This is a genomic window from Pseudomonas sp. FW305-3-2-15-C-LB1, from assembly GCF_058787615.1.
Genome location: NZ_JBYSZX010000005.1, coordinates 359,539 through 379,271, shown reverse-complemented (window position 1 = coordinate 379,271; position 19,733 = coordinate 359,539). Strand labels below are relative to the sequence as shown.

Genomic DNA, 19,733 nt, shown 5'->3' with positions numbered 1-19,733 from the left:
CCCTCTCCCACAGTTGGATTCGGTTCTTACAGGGAGGTCGGGGTGACGCCGCGTACCACTAAGTCGCTGATAAACCCCAGCCAATCCTGCTGCTGCCCTTTGTTCGCCAGGTCTTCACCGAGGAATGAGCTGAGGGTATGCCGGTTGGAGTTATAGAAGTAGCAGAGCGAGGCGATCATCAAGTACACGTGCTTGAGGTCGACATCCTGGCGAAACACGCCCTGGGCCTGGCCGGCTTCGATGATCGGCTTCAAGACGCCCACGGCTTCCCCCGACAACCTGCGCATCTCGCCGGATTGCTGGGCATGCTTGCCCTGGTGCAGGTTCTCGATGCTCAGGATCGCCACGAATTCCGGGTGCTTGACGTAGTAATTCCAGATAAACGCCACCAGGTCGCGCAGGGCCTGCTCCGGTGCGTCCAGGTCCAGCTTGAGCTTGCTTTCGGCTTGGTTGAACTGCTCATAGATGTGTTCCAGCACGCAGACGAACAGGTGTTCCTTGCTGCCGAAATAGTAATAAAGCATGCGGTCGTTGGAGTCGGCTTCCTTGGAAATGCTGTCGACGCGCCCGCCGGAATAACCGTCACGGGTGAACACCTTGACCGCCGCCTGGAGGATGCGCGCGCGGGTCTGGTCGGCCTGTTGGGCGCGAATGCCGGTCTTCTTGATCACCATGTCAGAGCGCCTTGCAGGACAGTCAGGGCGCGAAATATAGCATGGGCTTTTTCACGTCCGTTCCATGACCGACAAGTTCTGTAATAAAAACGCCATTGCGCTGGGGATTAAATCCGCAACGGGCTATTTTGGTGCGTCTCAATAACTAGAGTAGCCATGGATGAAATACCAACCTTTCAGCCGTACCTTGATTGCCACCGCCCTGGTGTTGACCGTCAGTGGTGTGCAAGCCGCTTCCCAGGCCCCGGTGGCCGGTGAAAACGGCATGGTGGTAACGGCCCAGCATTTGGCCACTCATGTGGGGGTAGACGTGCTCAAGGCCGGCGGTAATGCGGTCGACGCTGCCGTCGCCGTAGGCTATGCGCTGGCGGTGGTGTACCCGGCGGCGGGTAACCTGGGCGGCGGCGGTTTCATGACCGTGCAACTGGCGGACGGGCGCAAGACCTTCCTCGACTTCCGCGAAAAAGCCCCGTTGGCGGCGACCGCCGACATGTACCTGGACAAGGACGGCAACGTCATCGACGGCCTCAGCGCCAAGGGCCACCTGGCCGTCGGCGTCCCCGGCACCGTGTCGGGCATGGAACTGGCGCTGAGCAAATACGGCACCCTCAAGCGCGCCCAGGTCATCGCCCCGGCGATCAAGCTGGCGGAAAACGGCTTTGCCCTGGAGCAGGGCGATATCGACCTGCTGCACACCGCCACCGGCGAATTCGAAAAAGACAAGGACATGCGCGCAATCTTCCTGCACAACGGCCAGCCGATGCAGGTCGGCCAGAAGCTGGTGCAGAAAGACCTGGCCAAGACCCTCAAGGAAATCTCGGCCAAGGGCAGCGATGGTTTCTATAAAGGCTGGGTGGCCAAGGCGCTGGTGGATTCCAGCCAGGCCGGCAAGGGCATCATCACCCAGGCGGACCTCGACAAGTACAAGACCCGCGAACTGGCACCCATCGAGTGCGACTACCGTGGCTACCACGTGGTCTCGGCACCGCCTCCAAGCTCGGGTGGCGTAGTGATCTGCCAGATCATGAACATTCTCGAAGGCTACCCGATGGCCGACCTGGGCTATCACTCGGCCCAGGGCCTGCACTACCAGATCGAAGCCATGCGCCACGCCTACGTGGACCGCAACAGCTACCTCGGCGACCCGGACTTCGTGAAGAACCCGATCGAGCACCTGCTGGACAAAAACTACGCGGCCAAACTGCGTGACGCCATCGAACCGCAAAAAGCTGGCGATTCCCAGGCGATCAAGCCGGGCGTGTCGCCCCATGAAGGCAACAACACCACTCACTACTCCATCGTCGACAAGTGGGGCAACGCGGTGTCGGTCACTTACACCCTCAACGACTGGTTCGGTGCGGGGGTAATGGCGAGCAAGACCGGGGTGATCCTCAACGATGAAATGGACGACTTCACCGTCAAGGTCGGCGTGCCGAACATGTACGGCCTGGTCCAGGGTGAAGCCAACGCCATCGCACCGGGCAAGGCGCCGCTGTCGTCGATGAGCCCGACCATCGTGACCAAGGATGGCAAGGCGGTGATGGTGGTCGGTACGCCGGGTGGCAGTCGCATCATCACGGCGACCTTGCTGACCATCCTGAATGTCATCGACTACAAGATGAACATCCAGGAAGCCGTGGACGCACCGCGTTTCCACCAGCAGTGGATGCCGGAAACCACCAACCTCGAGCGGTTTGCAGTGAGTCCGGATACCCAGAAGATCCTCGAAAGCTGGGGCCACAAGTTTGCCGGTCCGCAGGATGCCAACCACCTGGCGGCGATCCTAGTGGGCGCGCCGTCCCTGGATGGCAAGCCGGTGGGTAACAACCGCTTCTATGGGGCGAATGACCCGCGTCGCAATACGGGGCTGTCGTTGGGCTACTGAGGCGTGAGGTGGTGATGCAGGTGGGCCAGGGACAGCGCCAGGCTGTCGTGGGATAACTGGATGGCGGCGGCTTCGGCGCTGCCCTGGGCCGCCGGTATCACTCGTTCGAACATGTGGTTTTCATAGGCCTGCACTGCTGATGAGCAGTCGGGTGTCTCCAGCAGGTGCTGCGCCAGTTCGGCCGCATCCAGCATCGCCGCGTTCACCCCTTCGCCGCCAAACGGCGACATCAGATGGGCCGCATCGCCGATCAGCGTCAACCCCTGGCGGTGGCACCAGCGATGGCCGACGGGCAGGGCGTGGATCGGTCTCGCCAGTACCGTCTCGTTCGCCGCATCAAACAATGCCAATACCTGCGGGTGCCAGCCATGGAACTGGGCTTTCAGTGCGGGCAGGCTGAGGTGATCGGCGCCCCAGTCTGATGGCACGCGAAAGATCGCATAGCCGCGCAAATGCGCGTTGGCGTTGCGCTGCACGATGATCGCCCTGGCTTCGCCGGCAACCTGCAGGGTGCCTCGGCCGACCAGTGCGGCGAGGTGCGGGTGCTGACGGTCTGCATCGTCGATGCCGAACTCGATGAAGGTCAACCCGCTGTATTGCGGCTGATAGGTCGACAGCAGCGAGCGTATTTTCGACCAGGCGCCGTCGGCACCCACCACCAGGTCGAAGGGGCCGTGGGTGAGGGCGCCTTGATGCAGTGTCCAACGTTCATCACCGGTCGGGCGAACGTCGGTGACGCTGACACCCCAGCTCACACAGTCTGGCGGCAGTGAGTCCAGCAGCGCCTGGCGCAAGGCGGTACGGTCGACTTCAGGGCGGTCGCCTGCGTCCGGGTTGGGGGCTTCGAACAGCAAGCGACCGTGCTGATCCATCAAGCGCGAGCCTTGGTCTTCGTAACGGGCGATGCGTTTGAATGCCTCCTCCAGGCCGGCACGCTGCAAGGCGAGTTGGCCGGATTCGGCATGCAGGTCCAGCGTGCCACCTTGTGGGCGCTCCAGCGGGCTGCGTTCACGTTCAAATACGCTGGCGTGGACGCCATGGCGGTAAAGGATTCGCGCCAAGGTCAACCCGCCGGGGCCGGCGCCGACGATGGCGATGCGCAATGACGTATTCATGAAATTGTCCTTGGCGATGTTTATAGGATCCTATACATTTTGTTCATAGGATCCTATGGAAAGTCAACGCCCTCATGAAGACTCAAACGCCTGCTCCAAACCCCATGCAACAGATCGGCCTGGCGAACCGCGGTTTCATCCGCCTCTACGAAGGTCGCCTGAGAGAGCTGGGCTTTGCTGTCGCGCAGATTCCGGTGCTGGCGGCGCTCAAGCACAGCGAGGGTTTACCCCAGGCCGAACTGGTGCGCATTGCCCGTGTCGAGCAGTCGAGCATGGCCCAGTTGCTGGGCCGTATGGAGCGTGACGGCATGATCGAGCGGGTGGCTGACCCGGCTGATAAACGCAGCCGCTTGATTACCCTGACCGACGCGGCGCGCGAACGCATGCCCGCCGCCCGCGCGATCATGCTGCAAGGCAGCGCGCAGGCGCTGGAGGGGTTCAGTGAAGAGGAGGAGGCGACCTTGCTGGCGTTGCTGCTAAGGGTGAATGCCAACCTGGAGCGTGCCAGCGAGTAGCTGTTCAACCGCGGCCAACGCGGTGGCGCGGCGCTGTGCCCAATGACCACGAATCACCAGGGCGGGCTGCTGATGGTGTTCGAGCCACTCCAGGCTGCCACGGAAGAACGCTCGGCGATCCGCCAGGTCCGGCTGGCAGCGCTGCCCGTCGGCGGTCCATTCCACATCCTCCGGCGATAATAACAAGTGCAGGTCGTAATGGCGGGCCAGCAGTTCGCTGTCGAGCCAGGCCGGGTAGTCGCCGAACAGGGTCTGGCTCCAGAGCTTGTTGGTCAGCAAATGCGTGTCGAGGATCAACAGCGCAGGCTGTTGGGCGCGGGCGGCGTCTTCCCAGGCCAGTTGACCACGGGCAATGGCCGGGATATCGGCCAGGGTGGTGTCGCGCTGATGGTGATCGATGAAATGGCGCACATATTCACCGACCATCAACCCGCCGAAATGCGCCTGCAACTCTGCGGCCAGCCAGCTTTTGCCGCTGGATTCCGGGCCGGCCAGTACCACCACCTTCATGCGTGCAACGCCGGATCGGCGCGCCATTCACGCCAGCCTTGCACGGCGATCACGGTAAACAGTGCATAGAGCGCGGCGGTAAGGTACAGGCCTTTGTAGAGGAACAGCCCGACGAAGATCACATCCACTGCGATCCACAGTGGCCAGCACTGCACGCGTTTCTGCGCCATCCACATCTGCGCCACCAGGCTGAAGCCGGTGAGGGCGGCGTCCAGCCAGGGCTGGGCGGCATCGGTCCAGTGCGCCATGGCGGCGCCGAGCAACAGGCTGCCCACTGCGCCCGCGGCCAGGCTGGCCATGATCGCCGGCACGCCCAGGCTGGTGACCTGGCGCCCTTGCTTGACCTCGCCGGCGCGGGTCCACTGCCACCACCCGTAGACCTGCAGCGCGGCGTAGACCACCTGCAAGAGCATGTCGGAATAGAGCTTCACATCGAAGAACACCCAGGTGTACAGCAGCACCATGACCAGGCCGATGGGCCAGCACCAGGGGTTTTGCTTGACGGTCAGCCACACCGCGATCACCCCGAGGGCGGCGGCGAACAGTTCAAGCCCGGACATGGTGGTTCCTTGGGAGAGTGGGAGAGGGCGGGGATTGTAACCAAAGAAGAATGCTGCGGGCATTATCTCTGTGGCGAGCGGGCTTGCCCCGCGTTGGGCTGCGTAGCAGCCCCACTAAATACGCCGCGTACTGTCTGACAGTATGCGGTGTCTGGTTTTAGGGCTGCTGTGCAGCCCAACGCGGGGCGAGCCCGCTCGCCACATTAAGCGGGCTCGCCACAAGCAGCATCAGATCTTGAATTGGCGCAGCAGGCCGTCGAGCTGGTCGCTCAGGCCACGCAACTGTGCACTTGCCAGACTCGACTGCTCCGCCGCCAGTGCCGTGCTGTGGGACAACCCGGCCGCCTGGGTGACGTTCTGGTTGATGTCTTCCACCACATGGGCCTGTTGCAGCGTCGCGCTGGCAATCGAGGCGTTGAGGCCGTTGAGGTTGCGCAATGCCTGGCCGATGGCGGTCAGGCTGGCCCCGGCCTGGCCGGCTTGTTCGATGGTCAGTTGGGAGGCGCTGTGGCTGTCGCTGATCACCTTGACCGCCGCTTCCGAGTGGCCCTGCAGGCGCTCGATCATGCCCTGGATCTCGGCGGTGGACTTTTGTGTGCGCTGGGCCAGCAGCCGCACTTCATCGGCCACCACGGCAAAGCCGCGGCCTTGCTCGCCGGCACGCGCCGCTTCAATTGCCGCGTTGAGGGCCAGCAGGTTGGTCTGGTCGGCGATCGAGCGGATCACTTCGAGCACGCTGCCGATCTGGGTGCTTTCGGCGGACAGGGTACGGATCACCTCCACCGCCTGGCTGATGGTGCCGGAGAGCTGGTCGATCTGTTGCAGGCTGCCGTCGATATTGACCTGGCCTTGTTGCGCCTGGGCCTGGGCGTCGCGCATTTCGCTGGCGGCGTGTTCGGCGTTCTTGGCTACGTCCTGCACGCCGTAGGTGACTTCGTTGATGGCAGTGGCCACCAGCTCCATCTGCTGGGACTGCTGCTGGCTGCGATCATGGGCCTGGGTCGCATTGGTGCCCAGTTCCTGGGACGACTGGCCCAAGGCGTTGGCGCATTCCTGCAACTGGCTGACCACCTGGCGCAGCTTGGCGGTGAAGCTGTTGAAGTGCCGGGCCAGTTGGGTGACTTCGTCCTGGCCATGGGTGTCGAGGCTGCGGGTCAGGTCGCTTTCGCCGCTGGCGATGTTGCCCATGGCGTTCACCGCATCCTGCAACGGCCGCACGATGCTGCGGGCGATCAGCGCTACCAGCAATGCCATGAGCACCGCGATACCCAGGCCGATAAACGAGGCTTTCCACACCTGGCCGCTGAACTCGGCCTGCACATCGTCCACGTACACGCCGGAGCCGATGATCCAGCCCCACGGCTCGAACAACTGGATATACGAGGTCTTGGCCACCGGCGCTTCGGCACCCGGTTTCGGCCAGCGATAGTTGACGATGCCGGCGCCCTTGGCCTTGGCCAGGCTCACGAATTCGTTGAACACCGCAAACCCGTCGGGGTCGCGGATGGCCGAGAGGTTCTGGCCGTCGAGCTTGGGGTTGGCCGGGTGCATGATCATCACCGGCGTGAGGTCGTTGATCCAGAAGTAGTCGTCATGGTCATAGCGCAAACCGCGCACGGCACTCAGGGCCTGTTTCTGGGCGGCTTCGCGGGTCATGACGCCGGTAGTTTCCAGGCCGTGATAAAACGTCAGGATCCCGCTGGCGGTCTGGACCACGTGTTGGGTCTGTTGGCGCTTGGCCTGGTAAAGGTCGTCGTGGATCTGCTTGAGCATCAATAAACCCAGGGCCAGCAGCATCAGCACGGCGACTATCAGGATCAGCCAGAGGCGCCGGCTGATCGACATATTGCGCAAACTGTTCATCGTCCTGTCACTCCGTGCTTTTTATAATTGTGGGCGCTGCATCGACTTTTCCGCCTTGTCTGATAGGCTTTCGGCCTGTATTCGGAAAACCTGAGTACTGTCTGATTTTTCACAAGATTTTTGCGTACCGGGTGTGAGAGTCACCCCCGGGTCTTGTCGTCAGTGAACCATTAAAAAGATCAACAAGGCTTGCCATAGAGCAAGACCTTTGGGGGAAGCATGGATTTTTGGACCGCCATACAGGCATTGATTCTTGGCGTTGTGGAGGGGCTGACCGAGTTCCTGCCGATTTCCAGCACCGGCCACCAGATCATCGTCGCCGACTTGATCGGCTTCGGCGGCGAGCGTTTCGAAGCCTTCAACATCATCATCCAGTTGGGTGCGATCCTTGCCGTGGTCTGGGAGTTTCGCCGCAAGATTCTCGACGTGGTCATCGGTTTGCCGACCCAGCGCAATGCCCAGCGCTTTACCATCAACCTGATCATTGCCGTGTTGCCGGCAGTGGTGTTGGGGGTGATCTTCGCCGACCTTATCAAGCACTACCTGTTCAACCCGATCACCGTGGCAACCGCCTTGGTGGTAGGTGGCATCATCATGTTGTGGGCCGAGCAGCGTCAGCACCGTAGCCACGCCAACACCGTCGACGAGATCACCTGGAAAGATGCGGTCAAGATCGGCTTCGCCCAGTGCCTGGCCATGATCCCCGGCACGTCGCGCTCCGGTGCGACCATCATTGGCGGCCTGTTGTTCGGCCTGTCGCGCAAGACCGCGACCGAGTTCTCGTTCTTCCTGGCCATGCCGACCATGGTCGGTGCTGCGCTGTACTCGGGCTACAAGTACCGTGACCTGTTCCAGCCAGCGGATTTCCCGGTGTTCGCCATCGGCTTCGTGACCTCGTTCATCTTCGCGATGATTGCGGTCAAGGGCTTGCTCAAGTTCATCGCCAGCCACAGCTACGCGGCATTTGCCTGGTACCGCATCGCATTCGGCCTGCTGATCCTGGCGACCTGGCAGTTCGGCTGGATCGACTGGACGGCGGTCAAGCCTTGAACATCCAGTATCCGCGTTTGAAGGCGGCGATCTTCGCGCTGTTGTGCGCGCCGCCGTTGATAGGGGCCGCGCTGGTCTGGTATCGCGGCGAGACGCTGATCCCGCTGGCCGCCTATGGTGTCGTCAGCGTGATCGCGTTTTTCCTGTACTGGAGCGACAAGCGCAAAGCGCAGACCGACCGCTGGCGCACCCCGGAAAACATCCTGCACGCCGTGGAGCTGGCGGGTGGCTGGCCGGGAGCGTTGATTGCCCAGCAGGTGTTCCGGCACAAGACGCGCAAGGTGTCGTACCAGGTGCTGTTCTGGGTGATCGTGCTGTTGCATGAGGTGTTCTGGTTGGACCAGTTGTTCCTCGGCGGCACCTTGCTCTCAGTCCTCTAGCCGCAACCCGACCTGCGTGCGCTTGGGCAACTTGCTCACCACCAACTGGTGGGAACGCTGCAACAAGCCGCGCAGTTCTTCGGCGCCCAGCGGGTAGGGCGTGTTCATGATGATCCACTGTGCACGCGCCAGGTACGGCGCCGGGTGGATGCCGGGGCGATCCACATGGCCGAGGAACAGCTCCTTGTCGACCTTGAACGCCAGCGATTCACCACGCAGGTTTTGCAGGGCGAACATCTTGTTGCCGGCAATCGAGAACACCCGCACGCCGCCCCATTTGTAGTCTTCGCGCGCGCCGGGCAGCGCCAGGCAGAACGCCGCGACTTGTGCTTCGGTCATCTTCATAGCAAGCGGTCTCCACAGCCTTTGAAACCTTCTTCGAGGTAGTCGATCCAGGCCCGGATCGCCGGCAGCACGCCGCGCCGATGCGGGTAGACGGCCTGGAGCCAACCGCCCGGCAACGACCATTCGGGCAACAGTTGCACCAACCGGCCGTTTGCCAGTTCCTCTTCACAGTACATCATCGGCAGTACGGTAAAGCCCAGGCCCATGATGGCGCTGGCTTTGCGCACGATAAAGTCGTCGATACCCAGGCGGGCTTCCATCGCCAGGTCGTGGGCGTTGCCCAGGGGATCGAGAATGCGCTGGTGCACCAGCCGGTCCGCCTCCAGTGCACCGAGGATCGGCAGCTGCTTGAGGTCGTCCAGGGTCGTGACCTGACGCCCGAGCATCAGTGCGGGGCTGGCCACCAGCACGGTCTGGGCCTGGCGCAGGCGTTTGGTCACCAACAGCGGGTCCTCATCGCCCAGCTCACGCACGCGCAAGGCCACATCGATGCCTTCGGCCACCAGGTCGACGCGGCGGTTGACCAGGGTCATCTCCAACTGCACCTGCGGGTGGGCGGCAAGAAAACCGGCGACCAGCTCCGGCAGGATGTGCTGGGCCATGCCCACCGGGCAGCTCACCCGCAGTCGCCCACGGGGCTCGCTGGACATGCTGGCCACGGCCTCATCGGCCATTTCCGCCTCCAGCAGCATGGCCTGGCAATGGCGCAGGTAGCGTTCGCCGACGGCGGTGAGGGTAAGCTGGCGGGTGGTACGTTGCAGCAGGCGTGCACCGAGGCGCTCTTCCAGCTCGGCGATGCGCCGCGACAGCCGCGACTTGGGAATTCCCAGCAGCCGGCCGGCGGCGGCGAAACCGCCGGCTTCGACGACTTTGGCGAAATAATAGAGGTCGTTGAGGTCTTGCATGGTCAGCCCATTGTCCTGTCAATGGGACGAACTATCCGCGCCTGACGAGGGCAAATCCACTACAAATGCGCACCGCCCATCAACACATACTTTACCTGCACATACTCTTCGATCCCGTAATAGCTGCCTTCGCGGCCATAACCGGACTGCTTGATCCCGCCAAACGGCACCGACGCGGTGCCGACCGAGCCTGAGTTGAGAATCACCATCCCGGCCTCCAACTGGCACGACAGGCGCAACGATCGCCCCAGCGCGCTGGTGTAGGCATAGGCGACCAGGCCGAACTCCGTCTGGTTGGCGCGGGCGATCACTTCTTCTTCGTCCTTGAACGAGTAGATGGCGAACACCGGCCCGAAGATCTCCTCGGTCGCCAGGGGGGAGTCGTCCCGCAAACCGGTCAACACCGTCGGCTCGTAGAACAGGCCGCCCTTGGCGTGGGGCCTGCCGCCCATCAGCACGCTGGCTCCGGCAGCCTTGGCGGCTTCCACCAGGCGCACGACCTTGTCAAAGCCCGCTTGATTGACCAGCGGGCCGACCACAAAACCTTCACGCAGGCCCTGGTCCACTTCGATCCCGGCCACTGCATGCTGCACGCGCTGGATGAAGTCCTCGAGGATGCTGTGCTGCACAAATATCCGGTTCGGCGAGATGCATACCTGGCCTGAGTTGCGCAGCTTGGCACCGACCAGTCCCTTCACCGCCTCATCCAGATCGGCGTCCTGGAACACGATAAACGGCGCGTTGCCGCCCAGCTCCAGGGTCATCTTCTTGATGCTTGCCGCGCATTGTGCGGCAAGCAATTTGCCAACGCCGGTGGAACCGGTAAACGAGATCTTGCGGATACGCGGGTCGCCCGTGAGGATCAGGCCGATCTCCCTGGGGTCGCCCGCTACCACCTCCAGCACGCCTTCGGGGATGCCAGCCTTGCGTGCGTACTCCAGCAATTTGAAGGCCGTCAGCGGTGTATCCTCGGCGGGTTTGATCACCATGGTGCAACCGGCGGCCAGGGCCGTGGCGACCTTGCGGGTGATCATCATGAACGGGAAGTTCCATGGGGTGATGGCCGCGACCGGGCCGATGGCTTCCTTGGTCACCAGCACATTGGCGTTGCGGTCATGGGTAGGGATCGTGTCGCCGTACACGCGCTTGGCCTCTTCGGCATACCACTCGATAAAGCCCAGGCCGTAGTCGATCTCGCCACGGGCTTCACTGAGGCATTTGCCGTTTTCGCGGCAGAGCAATTCGGCGAAGGCTTCCTTGTCGGCCTTGACCGCGTCATGCCAGTGGCGCAGGAGGTCGCTGCGCTCCTTGGCCAGCCTGGACGACCATGCGGGAAAGGCGGCACAGGCACGGTCGACGGCGGCCTTGACCTGGTGGGTGGTGTTCTGGGCGACGCGGCCGACTTCTTCGCCGGTAGCAGGGTTGTAGACGATAAGCATGGGGAGTCTCCGAGGGCTGAAAGTGCGGTTCCAGGCTACGCAGAGACAGTGTTTGAGCGAATATCCATTCCAATGTGCTGATTGCCTATTCCTATGAGGCCGTAGCCTGGATGCGGATTGCGCGCTACCGTGGCACTTTGCACAGAGGCCAGGATCCATGGACCGTACAGACAGAATCATCGCGCTGATGGACACCCTGGCGCCTGTCGAGGGCTATAACCTCAGCGCTCTGGATGACGTGCGCTTCCTGCGCTCCAACCGCCCCTTGCAGCGGGTGCCGGTGCTGTATGACCCCGGCATCGTGATGGTCTGCCAGGGGCGCAAGCGCGGTTACCTGGGGGAGGAGGTTTACCTGTACGACGCCCGGCATTACCTGGTGGTGTCAGTGCCGGTGCCGTTCACCATGGAGACCGACGCCAGCGAAGCCGAGCCCATGCTGGCGGTGTACCTGCGCCTGGACTTCACCCTCGCGGCCGAACTGATGGTGGCGCTGGATGAGTTTCCGGCGCTGGTCGACGCCAAACCGCGGGGCATGTATTCATCGCCCATGGATGACTTGCTCAGCGAGTCGCTGTTGCGCTTCCTGCAAGCCATGGGCACGCCGATGGACGCGCACATCCTTGGCCCGGCGTTGATGCGCGAAATCTACTACCGGATCCTCACGGGCGAGCAGGGCGGTTCGATGCGCGCCGCGTTGAATCGCCAGGGGCAGTTCGGCAAGGTGGCGCGGGCGATTCGCAAGATCCATGGGTGTTATGCCCAGCACCTGGACGTGGAGGCGTTGGCCCGGGAGGCGATGATGAGCGTGCCGAGCTTTCACGCGCATTTCCGCACGGTCACCGACACCTCGCCGATGCAGTACCTCAAGTCCACGCGCCTGCACCAGGCGCGTTTGCTGATGCTGCGCAGCGATATCAGCGCCGCCACGGCAAGTGCCAAGGTCGGCTATGAAAGCCCTTCGCAGTTCAGTCGCGAGTTCAAGCGCTTCTTCGGGCGCACACCCCAGGCGGAAATCCAGTGGATGAAACGCACCTATGCGTTGCCGGCGCCTGCGTCGGCGTCGATTTACGTGTCGTCCCATTGAACATTGTCCTGCTGGCGGGACAAACAGTCGCGTTTCAATGGTCTAATCCTTTATTCGGATCATCTGTAGGATGAACCTCACTCGAACGCCCCACGGCGATCCTCACTTGGAGATTCCGCATGAAACTGTTGCATATCGATTCCAGCATCCTCGGCGACAACTCGGCGTCCCGTCAGCTCAGCGCGGGCGTGGTCAAGGCCTGGCAAGCGGCTGAACCGGGTGTGGAAGTGACCTACCGTGACCTGGCCAGCGAAGGCATCAACCACTTTTCCGGCGCAACCCTCGGCGCCCTAGGCACCGCCGCCGAACTGCGTGATGCCGCGCAGAAGCATGAGGCTGACCTGAGCGCTTCGTCGCTGGCTGAATTCCTCGCCGCCGACGCAGTAGTAGTTGGCGCACCGATGTACAACTTCACCATTCCAACCCAGTTGAAAGCCTGGATCGACCGTATCGCCGTCGCCGGCCAGACTTTTCGCTACAGCGAAGCCGGCCCTGAAGGCCTGTGCGGCAACAAGAAGGTCATCATCGTGTCCACCGCGGGCGGCCTGCACGCCGGCCAGGCCTCGGGTGCTGCCCATGAAGGCTACCTGAAGCTGCTGTTTGGCTTCCTGGGTATCACCGATATCGAAATCGTACGCGCCGAAGGCCTGGCCTACGGTGATGAAGTGCGCAGCAAAGCCCTGAACGACGCCAACGTGGTCATCAACGAACAATTGTTCGCCACCGCGTAAGGCTTGTGTAAATTCCGCCTTTGCTCGGTTTCATTCTGAAGCCGGGCGCCTAAACTCTGTATTCTGCTCGCCTCAAAGCGAACGGAGTACGGAGTTTTTTCGTTTGTGCGTTGTCATTACTTTGGCCCAGGTTGTGCAAGCATGGGTTTAACACCCTGGACTTTTTTCGATATGTCGGTTCTCACGCAGCAAAGGTGGACATCCCCATGATGCGTCTTTGTGCCGTTATGGTTCTTTCCCTGCTCGGCGGCCTGATTTCAGTGCACGCCGCACCTGCGCCGCACCCGCATTGGAGTGTGGGCTTCCATCGCATGACGTTTCTGGATCCGTTGGACCTGCAGCCGATGAAAGCCGTGGCGTTCTACCCGTCCACCGGCCTTGAGCACACCACGCAACTGGGCGCCTACCACGTCGCCGCTACCGAAGACGCCAAGATCGCCATCGGCCGTTTCCCGATGCTGATGCTGTCCCACGGCAACACCGGCACGCCGCTGGCGCTGCATGACCTGGCCACCTCCCTGGCGCGCAAGGGCTTTGTAGTGGTAGCGGTGCTGCACCCTGGCGACAACTACAAGGATCACAGTCGCCTGGGCACGGTGAGCAACTTGTACGGGCGGCCGATCCAGATTTCCGAAGCGATCACCGCCACCCTGGGCGACCCGATGCTCTCGCCGTTCGTCAACGTGGACCAGGTGGGTGTCATTGGCTATTCAGCCGGGGGTGAGACCGCGTTGATCCTGGCCGGCGCCAAGCCGGATTTCGACCGCCTGCGCCGGTATTGCCAGGAGCGTCCGGAAGATCGCGACGCCTGCACCACCAAGGGTGAACTGGTGGTGGACCGTGATGACCTGCAACCGCAATCCGACCCGCGCATTCATGCCTTGATGTTGATGGCACCGCTGAGCCTGATGTTCGGCCGTCACACCCTGGCCGATGTGCATGTGCCCGTGCTGCTCTACAGCGGCGACGGTGACAAGTTGGTGGCGGTGGACAAGAACGCCGCCGCGCTGGCGCGCAAACTGCCGGAGCCGCCGGACTTCAAGCTACTGGCCGGGGCAGGGCACTTCGTGTTCATGGCGCCGTGCGACAGCGATCAGTTGGCAACAATGCCGGCGATCTGCACGGATGCCGATGGGGTTGATCGCGAAGGCATTCACCGCGACCTGATCTCCGAGGCGGGGCGGTTCTTCAGTCACACCCTCGGCCAATCTACCCGGGCGGGCTTGCAGACAGCTGATCAGTAAGCGCGGCGCATAAGCAGCAGGGTCACGCCCAGGGCCGTGACCGACAACAGTGCGGCACAGAAGAAGATCCAGCCGTAGCCGAGGTTCAGCGCCACGGCGCCCATCAACGGCCCGGCAATCGCCAGGGCCAGGTCAAAAAACACCGCATACGCACTCAGTCCCGCGCCACGGCTGCTGTTGGGCACCTGCTTGATGGCTTCCACACCCAGCGCCGGGTACACCAGCGACAAGCCAAAGCCGGTCAGCCCGGCGCCGATCAATGCCACCCCGGTGGACGGCGCCAGCCACAGCAGGGTCAGGCCGAGGGTCTCGATGGTCATGCAGGCAACGGCTGCGCGAAAACCGCCGAAACGGCTGATGGCAGAGATAAACACCAGTCGCGACAGGATAAAGCACACGCCGAATACCGTGAGGCAGTAAGCCGCGCCGGCCCAGCCACGATTGAGGTAGTACAGGGTGATAAAGGTGGTGAGGGTGCCGTAGCCAATCGAAGCCAGGCACAGGCTGGCGCCAAACGGCGCGATACGTCCGAATACCGCCCAGAACGGCAGCCGTTCGCCACGTACCACCGGCACCGAGGGTTTATTGCGGATCAGCACCAGCCCTAGCGCGGACAATACCGTCAGTGCGATGCCGAGGCTGTGGTAGCCATATTCCGCGACCATCACCACGCCAAGCGGTGCCCCAATCGCGATGGCACCGTAGGAGGCAATACCATTCCACGAGATCGACCGTGCGGTGTGTTCCGCACCCACCGCGCCCATGCACCAACTGATGGTGCCCACGCCGATCAGCCCCTGGGCCACCCCCAGCAGCAGCCGCGCGACGATCAGGATGCCCAGGCTCAACGATGGCAGGCTTGCCACCAGCGTGGCGAAGAACGTCAGTACGCCACTCACTAGAATCCCGGCCAGGCCCAGCACGATCGCACGCTTGGTGCCGACGTTGTCTGACATGCGCCCGGCCATGGGGCGGCTGAGCAGCGTCGCCAGGTACTGCGAGCCGATGGTGATCCCGGCCACTACCGCGCTGAAACCCAGTTGTTCGTGTACATAGCCAGGAATCACCGCAATCGGCAGGCCGATGCAGATAAATGCGATGAAGGTGTAGAAGACAATGGAAACGATCTGCAGGGTGATCGATATCGAGCTGGGGGCGGCGGCAGGCATGGGCACTCGTTCGCGGGCGGGCGGTGCGGGCATGATGGCAAGGGCGCGGGGGAAAAGGAAGCTGGCTAACGACTTTGTCTGATGAATAGGCTTTGTGCGGTAAACGATGCTGTTGTGGCGAGCGGGCTTGCCCCGCGTTGGGGCGCGAAGCGGCCCTAAAAAACACCGCGCTCTGTCTGACAGAACTCGGTGTTTTCTATTGGGGCTGCTTCGCAGCCTAACGCGGGGCAAGCCCGCTCGCCACAACAGGCCCGTTCAATCACAACGGGCCCGCTTGGCACGGCTTTTTGGCGGAGTGCTTTAGAACACCACACCCTGGCTACGCAGGTAGTCGTCATAGCTGCCGCTGAAGTCGATCACGCCGGTGGCGCTCAACTCGATGATACGGGTGGCCAGGGACGAGACGAACTCACGGTCGTGGCTGACGAAGATCAGCGTGCCCGGGTAGTTCTCCAGCGCCAGGTTCAGCGCTTCGATGGATTCCATGTCCAAGTGGTTGGTCGGTTCGTCCATGATCAGTACGTTCGGCTTTTGCAGGATCAGCTTGCCGAACAACATGCGGCCTTGCTCACCACCGGAAATCACCTTGACCGACTTCTGGATCTCGTCGTTGGAGAACAGCATACGGCCCAGGGTGCCACGGATCATTTGCTCGCCCTGGGTCCACTGGCCCATCCAGTCGAACAGGGTTACGTCGTCTTCGAAGTCATGCGCATGGTCCTGGGCGTAGTAGCCCAGTTCCGCGGCGTCGGTCCACTTGATGCTGCCGGCGTCCGGGGTCAGTTCGTTGACCAGGGTGCGCAGCAGGGTGGTCTTGCCGATACCGTTCGGGCCGATGATCGCCACGCGTTCGCCAGCTTCGACCTGGAAGCTGAAGTCCTTGAACAGCGGCTTGCCGTCGAAGCCCTTGGCCATTTTTTCGACCATGACTGCCTGGCGGTGCAGCTTCTTGTTCTGCTCGAAACGGATGAACGGGCTGACCCGGCTCGACGGCTTGACTTCGGCCAGCTGGATCTTGTCGATCGCCTTGGCACGGGAGGTGGCCTGCTTGGCTTTGGAGGCGTTGGCCGAGAAGCGGCTGACGAAGGATTGCAGTTCGGAGATCTGCGCCTTCTTCTTGGCGTTGTCCGACAGCAGTTGCTCGCGGGACTGGGTCGCCACGGTCATGTACTCGTCGTAGTTGCCCGGGAACAGGCGCAGCTCGCCGTAGTCCAGGTCAGCCATGTGGGTGCACACGCTGTTCAGGAAGTGACGGTCGTGAGAGATGATGATCATCAGGCTGGAGCGCTGGGTCAGGATGTTTTCCAGCCAGCGGATGGTGTTGATGTCCAGGTGGTTGGTCGGTTCGTCGAGCAACAGCACTTCAGGATCGGAGAACAGCGCCTGGGCCAGCAATACGCGCAGTTTCCAGCCTGGAGACACTTCGCTCATCGGGCCGAAGTGCTGTTCCAGGGGAATGCCCAGGCCCAGCAGCAGCTCACCGGCGCGGGATTCGGCGGTGTAGCCGTCCATCTCGGCGAACTCGGTTTCCAGCTCGGCCACGGCCATGCCGTCTTCTTCGCTCATTTCCGGCAACGAGTAGATGCGGTCGCGCTCGGCCTTGACCTTCCACAGCTCTTCATGGCCCATGATCACGGTGTCGAGCACGGTGAATTCTTCGTACGCGAACTGGTCCTGGCGCAGTTTACCCAGGCGTACGTTCGGTTCCAGCATGACCTGGCCGCCGGACGGGTCGAGGTCGCCGCCGAGGATTTTCATGAAGGTCGACTTGCCGCAACCGTTGGCACCGATCAAGCCATAACGGTTGCCAGCGCCGAACTTGACCGAGACATTCTCGAAGAGCGGCTTGGCGCCGAACTGCATGGTGATGTTAGCTGTGGAGATCAATTACTTTACCTATCAATGGGTTGCGAGCGTGTTGGCAAGAGCCTTCAGGCATGCGTCAACAGCGACATCAAGGCGCGAAACCCGGTCGCTGAGCAGAAAATGGGGGATGTGTGTTGGAATTTGGCGCGCATTGTCGCATATGTCAGGCGACAGTTGTATGTCCGGCGAAGGAAGGTTTCTCCAAGGTCTCCGGCATCGCCAGCCATAACAACGCCAAGGCCAGCGCCGCAACGCCGGCAAGCGTCAGGAAGGCAGCGTTGTAGCCGGCTTGCTGCACCACGAAACCCGCCAGGCTGCTGCTCAACGCCGCGCCCAGGCCAAACACGGTGGAGAGGGCGCCCAGGCTGACGTTGAAGCGGCCGGTGCCTTGGGTCAGGTCCTTGACGATCACCGGGAACAGCGCGCCGAAGATCCCCGCGCCAATGCCGTCGAGCATTTGCACGGCCACCAGCCAGTAAGGATCATTGGACAAGGTGTAGAGCACGCCGCGCAGCGGCAGGATCATGAAGCCGATCATCAACAACGGTTTGCGCCCCCACAGGTCAGCCTTGAGTCCGACCAGCCAGGCCATCGGTACCATCACCAACTGCGCGGCGACGATGCATGCCGAAGTCAGCGGCGTGGCCATCTGCAGGTTGATCTGCGACAGTTTCTGGCTGACCAGAGGCAGCATGGCGGCGTTGGCCAAGTGAAACAGGGCGCAGCAAATGGCAAACAGCAACAGCGGACGATTGGCCAGCAGCACTTTCATCCCGGATGGTTGTTCATGGTCGGTGTGATGTTCCGGGTCGAAGCCGCGGGCCACTTCATGGTCGATGGCCTCGGCGGACACACAGCTGATCGCAATGATGCTGGCGAGCGCCATGAACGCCATCAGGTAAAACACCACCACCGGACCAAACAAGTAGGCCAGGCCGCCGGCCAACAGGGCAGCCACGGCATTGCCGGCGTGGTTGAAGGTTTCGTTGCGTCCGGTGCGGCGGGTGAACGCGCGCGGTCCGGTGATTCCCAGGGAAATCGCGGAAATCGCCGGCGCGAACACCGAGGCAGCGACAGCGCTGGCTGCCTGGGTCAATGCCACCAGGCTGAACGAGCTGACAAAGGGCAGCATCAGGCAACTGACGGTCACCACAATGGCGGCCAGCGCAATCACCGCGCGCTTGCTGCGGGTGCGGTCGATCAACGCGCCCGCCGGGCCTTGGGTGATCAATGCCGCGATGCCTGCCAGGGTCATGACCACGCCGATGCTGGCCGGGTCCCATTTGTGCACGGCCAGCAGGTAAATGGCCAGGTAGGGACCGAGGCCGTCGCGCACATCCGCGAGGAAGAAATTCAGGCTGTCGAGGGACAAGGTATTACGCAGGTCGGAATGGTTGGCCACGGCGAGCACTTCGCAAGCGGTGTTCAAGGACTGAACACGCATTGCGTTAGTGACCCGTTGGCCTTGCGTTAAGTTTCGTGCATTAGCTGGGTTTTATTCCGTGGGGACATGGCTTATTTTCTGAGCCCCTTTTATGGATTACCTGGAGACGCAATGGACATGCCCTCAGCTCAACAGGCAATTGCCTGCAACAAAGACGCCTGGGATCAATCGGCCGGCCTGCACAAGACCACCCACACCTGGAACGCATTGCTCAACAGCGTCGGCCAGGCGGACTTTTCCTGCCTGGACCCCACGATTACCGGGTTGCTGCAGGACGTTGGCGTGGCCGGCAAGGACGTGGTGCAGCTGTGCTGCAACAATGGCCGCGAAAGCCTGTCGCTGTTTGGCCTGGGCGCACGTTCGGTGGTAGGGGTGGATCAATCCCCGGCGTTCCTCCAGCAGGCCCGGGAGTTGGCCGATGTCTCGCCGCACAACCCTGAGTTCATCGAGAGTGACATCCATCATCTGCCGCCAGCGTTGCACGGGCGCTTCGATATTGCCCTGGTTACGATTGGGGTGTTGGGCTGGATGCCGGATGCAGCGCTGTTCATGCAGCATGTTGCGCGCACCCTCAAGCCGGGGGGCACGTTGGTGATGTATGAAACCCACCCGTTTCTGGAGGTGTTCGATCCCCGGGCGCAAAACCCATTCCTGCCGGCCAGTTCCTACTTTCAGCGCGAGCCGTTCGTGCTGCAGGAGTCGATTGTCTATGAAGGCCAGGGTGAAGTGGCCGGACCGACCTCCTATTGGTACGTGCATACCTTAGGCGACATAGTCAGTGCCGCGATCGGCGCGCAGTTGCAGATCGGCCACCTGCAGGAATATCCCCATTCCAATCGCGAAGAACTGTACGACCAGTACGAGCACCAGCCCGCACAATTGCCGATGTGCTTTACCTTGACCGCCACCAGGCGTCTTGAGTGAGAGGGCTTTTCCAAAAGCAAAAACGCGCTG

The 19,733-nt window shown here is 62.1% G+C and carries 19 protein-coding genes; 8 read left to right on the top strand and 11 right to left on the bottom strand.

Annotation, left to right across the window (positions count from 1 at the left end; all coding sequences use genetic code 11):
• Positions 1-26 precede the first annotated feature (26 nt).
• A complete protein-coding gene (locus tag AC3WP7_RS13190; protein ID WP_092250217.1) occupies positions 27-674 on the bottom strand; it encodes a TetR/AcrR family transcriptional regulator in 648 nt (215 codons plus the stop codon).
• A gap of 160 nt (positions 675-834) precedes the next feature.
• Between AC3WP7_RS13190 and ggt the strand changes: the two genes are divergently transcribed.
• Positions 835-2,559: a gamma-glutamyltransferase gene (ggt, locus tag AC3WP7_RS13185; RefSeq protein WP_071488448.1), complete on the top strand. Its 1,725-nt coding sequence runs from the start codon at positions 835-837 to the stop codon at positions 2,557-2,559.
• Here ggt and AC3WP7_RS13180 read toward each other — a convergent pair.
• Positions 2,553-3,674, bottom strand: coding sequence for an FAD-dependent oxidoreductase (locus tag AC3WP7_RS13180; protein WP_102592378.1), 1,122 nt, complete (start codon positions 3,672-3,674; stop codon positions 2,553-2,555). The genes ggt and AC3WP7_RS13180 overlap by 7 nt on opposite strands.
• Positions 3,675-3,748: 74 nt before the next feature.
• Here AC3WP7_RS13180 and AC3WP7_RS13175 point away from each other — a divergent pair, with 74 nt between their 5' ends.
• Complete coding sequence (locus tag AC3WP7_RS13175; RefSeq protein ID WP_092250211.1) at positions 3,749-4,189, top strand: MarR family winged helix-turn-helix transcriptional regulator; 441 nt, start codon at positions 3,749-3,751, stop codon at positions 4,187-4,189.
• Here AC3WP7_RS13175 and AC3WP7_RS13170 read toward each other — a convergent pair.
• The 3 genes from AC3WP7_RS13170 to AC3WP7_RS13160 all read right to left on the bottom strand — a co-directional run bounded on the left by AC3WP7_RS13170 (position 4,151) and on the right by AC3WP7_RS13160 (position 7,122).
• Positions 4,151-4,699, bottom strand: a complete 549-nt coding sequence (locus tag AC3WP7_RS13170; RefSeq protein WP_092250208.1) for an AAA family ATPase — start codon at positions 4,697-4,699, stop codon at positions 4,151-4,153. The two genes, AC3WP7_RS13175 and AC3WP7_RS13170, sit on opposite strands and share 39 nt — an antisense overlap.
• The gene (gene pnuC / locus AC3WP7_RS13165) at positions 4,696-5,259 is read right to left on the bottom strand and encodes a nicotinamide riboside transporter PnuC (protein ID WP_093513194.1); all 564 of its coding nucleotides are present in this window, start codon (positions 5,257-5,259) and stop codon (positions 4,696-4,698) included. Before pnuC ends, AC3WP7_RS13170 begins: the two co-directional genes overlap by 4 nt.
• Before the next feature lie 228 nt (positions 5,260-5,487).
• Positions 5,488-7,122, bottom strand: a complete 1,635-nt coding sequence (locus AC3WP7_RS13160) for a methyl-accepting chemotaxis protein (RefSeq protein WP_071488444.1) — start codon at positions 7,120-7,122, stop codon at positions 5,488-5,490.
• A 219-nt stretch (positions 7,123-7,341) separates the two neighbouring features.
• Between AC3WP7_RS13160 and AC3WP7_RS13155 the strand changes: the two genes are divergently transcribed.
• Entirely contained in the window at positions 7,342-8,172 is an 831-nt protein-coding gene (locus AC3WP7_RS13155) for an undecaprenyl-diphosphate phosphatase (protein ID WP_071488443.1), read from the top strand.
• On the top strand, positions 8,169-8,552 hold the full coding sequence (locus AC3WP7_RS13150; protein ID WP_092250201.1) for a DUF1294 domain-containing protein: 384 nt from the start codon (positions 8,169-8,171) through the stop codon (positions 8,550-8,552). The genes AC3WP7_RS13155 and AC3WP7_RS13150 overlap by 4 nt, the downstream gene beginning before the upstream one ends.
• On the opposite strand, the gene AC3WP7_RS13145 is transcribed toward AC3WP7_RS13150, so the two are convergent.
• The 3 genes from AC3WP7_RS13145 to AC3WP7_RS13135 are packed head-to-tail and all read right to left on the bottom strand — an operon-like array spanning position 8,541 to position 11,241.
• On the bottom strand, positions 8,541-8,897 hold the full coding sequence (locus tag AC3WP7_RS13145) for an MmcQ/YjbR family DNA-binding protein (RefSeq protein ID WP_092250198.1): 357 nt from the start codon (positions 8,895-8,897) through the stop codon (positions 8,541-8,543). The two genes, AC3WP7_RS13150 and AC3WP7_RS13145, sit on opposite strands and share 12 nt — an antisense overlap.
• Positions 8,894-9,802 carry a LysR substrate-binding domain-containing protein gene (locus tag AC3WP7_RS13140; protein ID WP_092250195.1) on the bottom strand — a complete coding sequence of 303 codons (909 nt, stop codon included), beginning with the start codon at positions 9,800-9,802 and terminating at the stop codon, positions 8,894-8,896. The genes AC3WP7_RS13145 and AC3WP7_RS13140 overlap by 4 nt, the downstream gene beginning before the upstream one ends.
• A gap of 59 nt (positions 9,803-9,861) precedes the next feature.
• Positions 9,862-11,241, bottom strand: a complete 1,380-nt coding sequence (locus AC3WP7_RS13135; protein ID WP_092250192.1) for an NAD-dependent succinate-semialdehyde dehydrogenase — start codon at positions 11,239-11,241, stop codon at positions 9,862-9,864.
• Between the two features lie 157 nt (positions 11,242-11,398).
• On the opposite strand from AC3WP7_RS13135, the gene AC3WP7_RS13130 reads away from it, so the two are divergent.
• The 3 genes from AC3WP7_RS13130 (at position 11,399) to AC3WP7_RS13120 (ending at position 14,300) form a co-directional block, all read left to right on the top strand.
• A complete protein-coding gene (locus tag AC3WP7_RS13130) occupies positions 11,399-12,325 on the top strand; it encodes an AraC family transcriptional regulator (protein ID WP_102592377.1) in 927 nt (308 codons plus the stop codon).
• 119 nt (positions 12,326-12,444) lie between these two features.
• Positions 12,445-13,056, top strand: coding sequence for an FMN-dependent NADH-azoreductase (locus AC3WP7_RS13125; protein ID WP_093513197.1), 612 nt, complete (start codon positions 12,445-12,447; stop codon positions 13,054-13,056).
• A 206-nt stretch (positions 13,057-13,262) separates the two neighbouring features.
• The gene (locus tag AC3WP7_RS13120) at positions 13,263-14,300 is read left to right on the top strand and encodes an alpha/beta hydrolase family protein (RefSeq protein ID WP_071488437.1); all 1,038 of its coding nucleotides are present in this window, start codon (positions 13,263-13,265) and stop codon (positions 14,298-14,300) included.
• On the opposite strand, the gene AC3WP7_RS13115 is transcribed toward AC3WP7_RS13120, so the two are convergent.
• From AC3WP7_RS13115 to AC3WP7_RS13105, 3 genes are all read right to left on the bottom strand, one after another.
• Positions 14,294-15,469, bottom strand: coding sequence for an MFS transporter (locus AC3WP7_RS13115; protein WP_093120939.1), 1,176 nt, complete (start codon positions 15,467-15,469; stop codon positions 14,294-14,296). The genes AC3WP7_RS13120 and AC3WP7_RS13115 overlap by 7 nt on opposite strands.
• A 300-nt stretch (positions 15,470-15,769) precedes the next feature.
• Positions 15,770-17,356: an ABC-F family ATPase gene (locus AC3WP7_RS13110; RefSeq protein ID WP_083351449.1), complete on the bottom strand. Its 1,587-nt coding sequence runs from the start codon at positions 17,354-17,356 to the stop codon at positions 15,770-15,772.
• Positions 17,357-17,498: 142 nt separating this feature from the next.
• Entirely contained in the window at positions 17,499-18,737 is a 1,239-nt protein-coding gene (locus tag AC3WP7_RS13105) for an MFS transporter (RefSeq protein ID WP_092250282.1), read from the bottom strand.
• Between the two features lie 153 nt (positions 18,738-18,890).
• Between AC3WP7_RS13105 and AC3WP7_RS13100 the strand changes: the two genes are divergently transcribed.
• Positions 18,891-19,703 (top strand): class I SAM-dependent methyltransferase, encoded by an 813-nt coding sequence (locus tag AC3WP7_RS13100; RefSeq protein WP_102592376.1) that lies wholly within the window; start codon positions 18,891-18,893, stop codon positions 19,701-19,703.
• Positions 19,704-19,733: the final 30 nt, after the last annotated feature.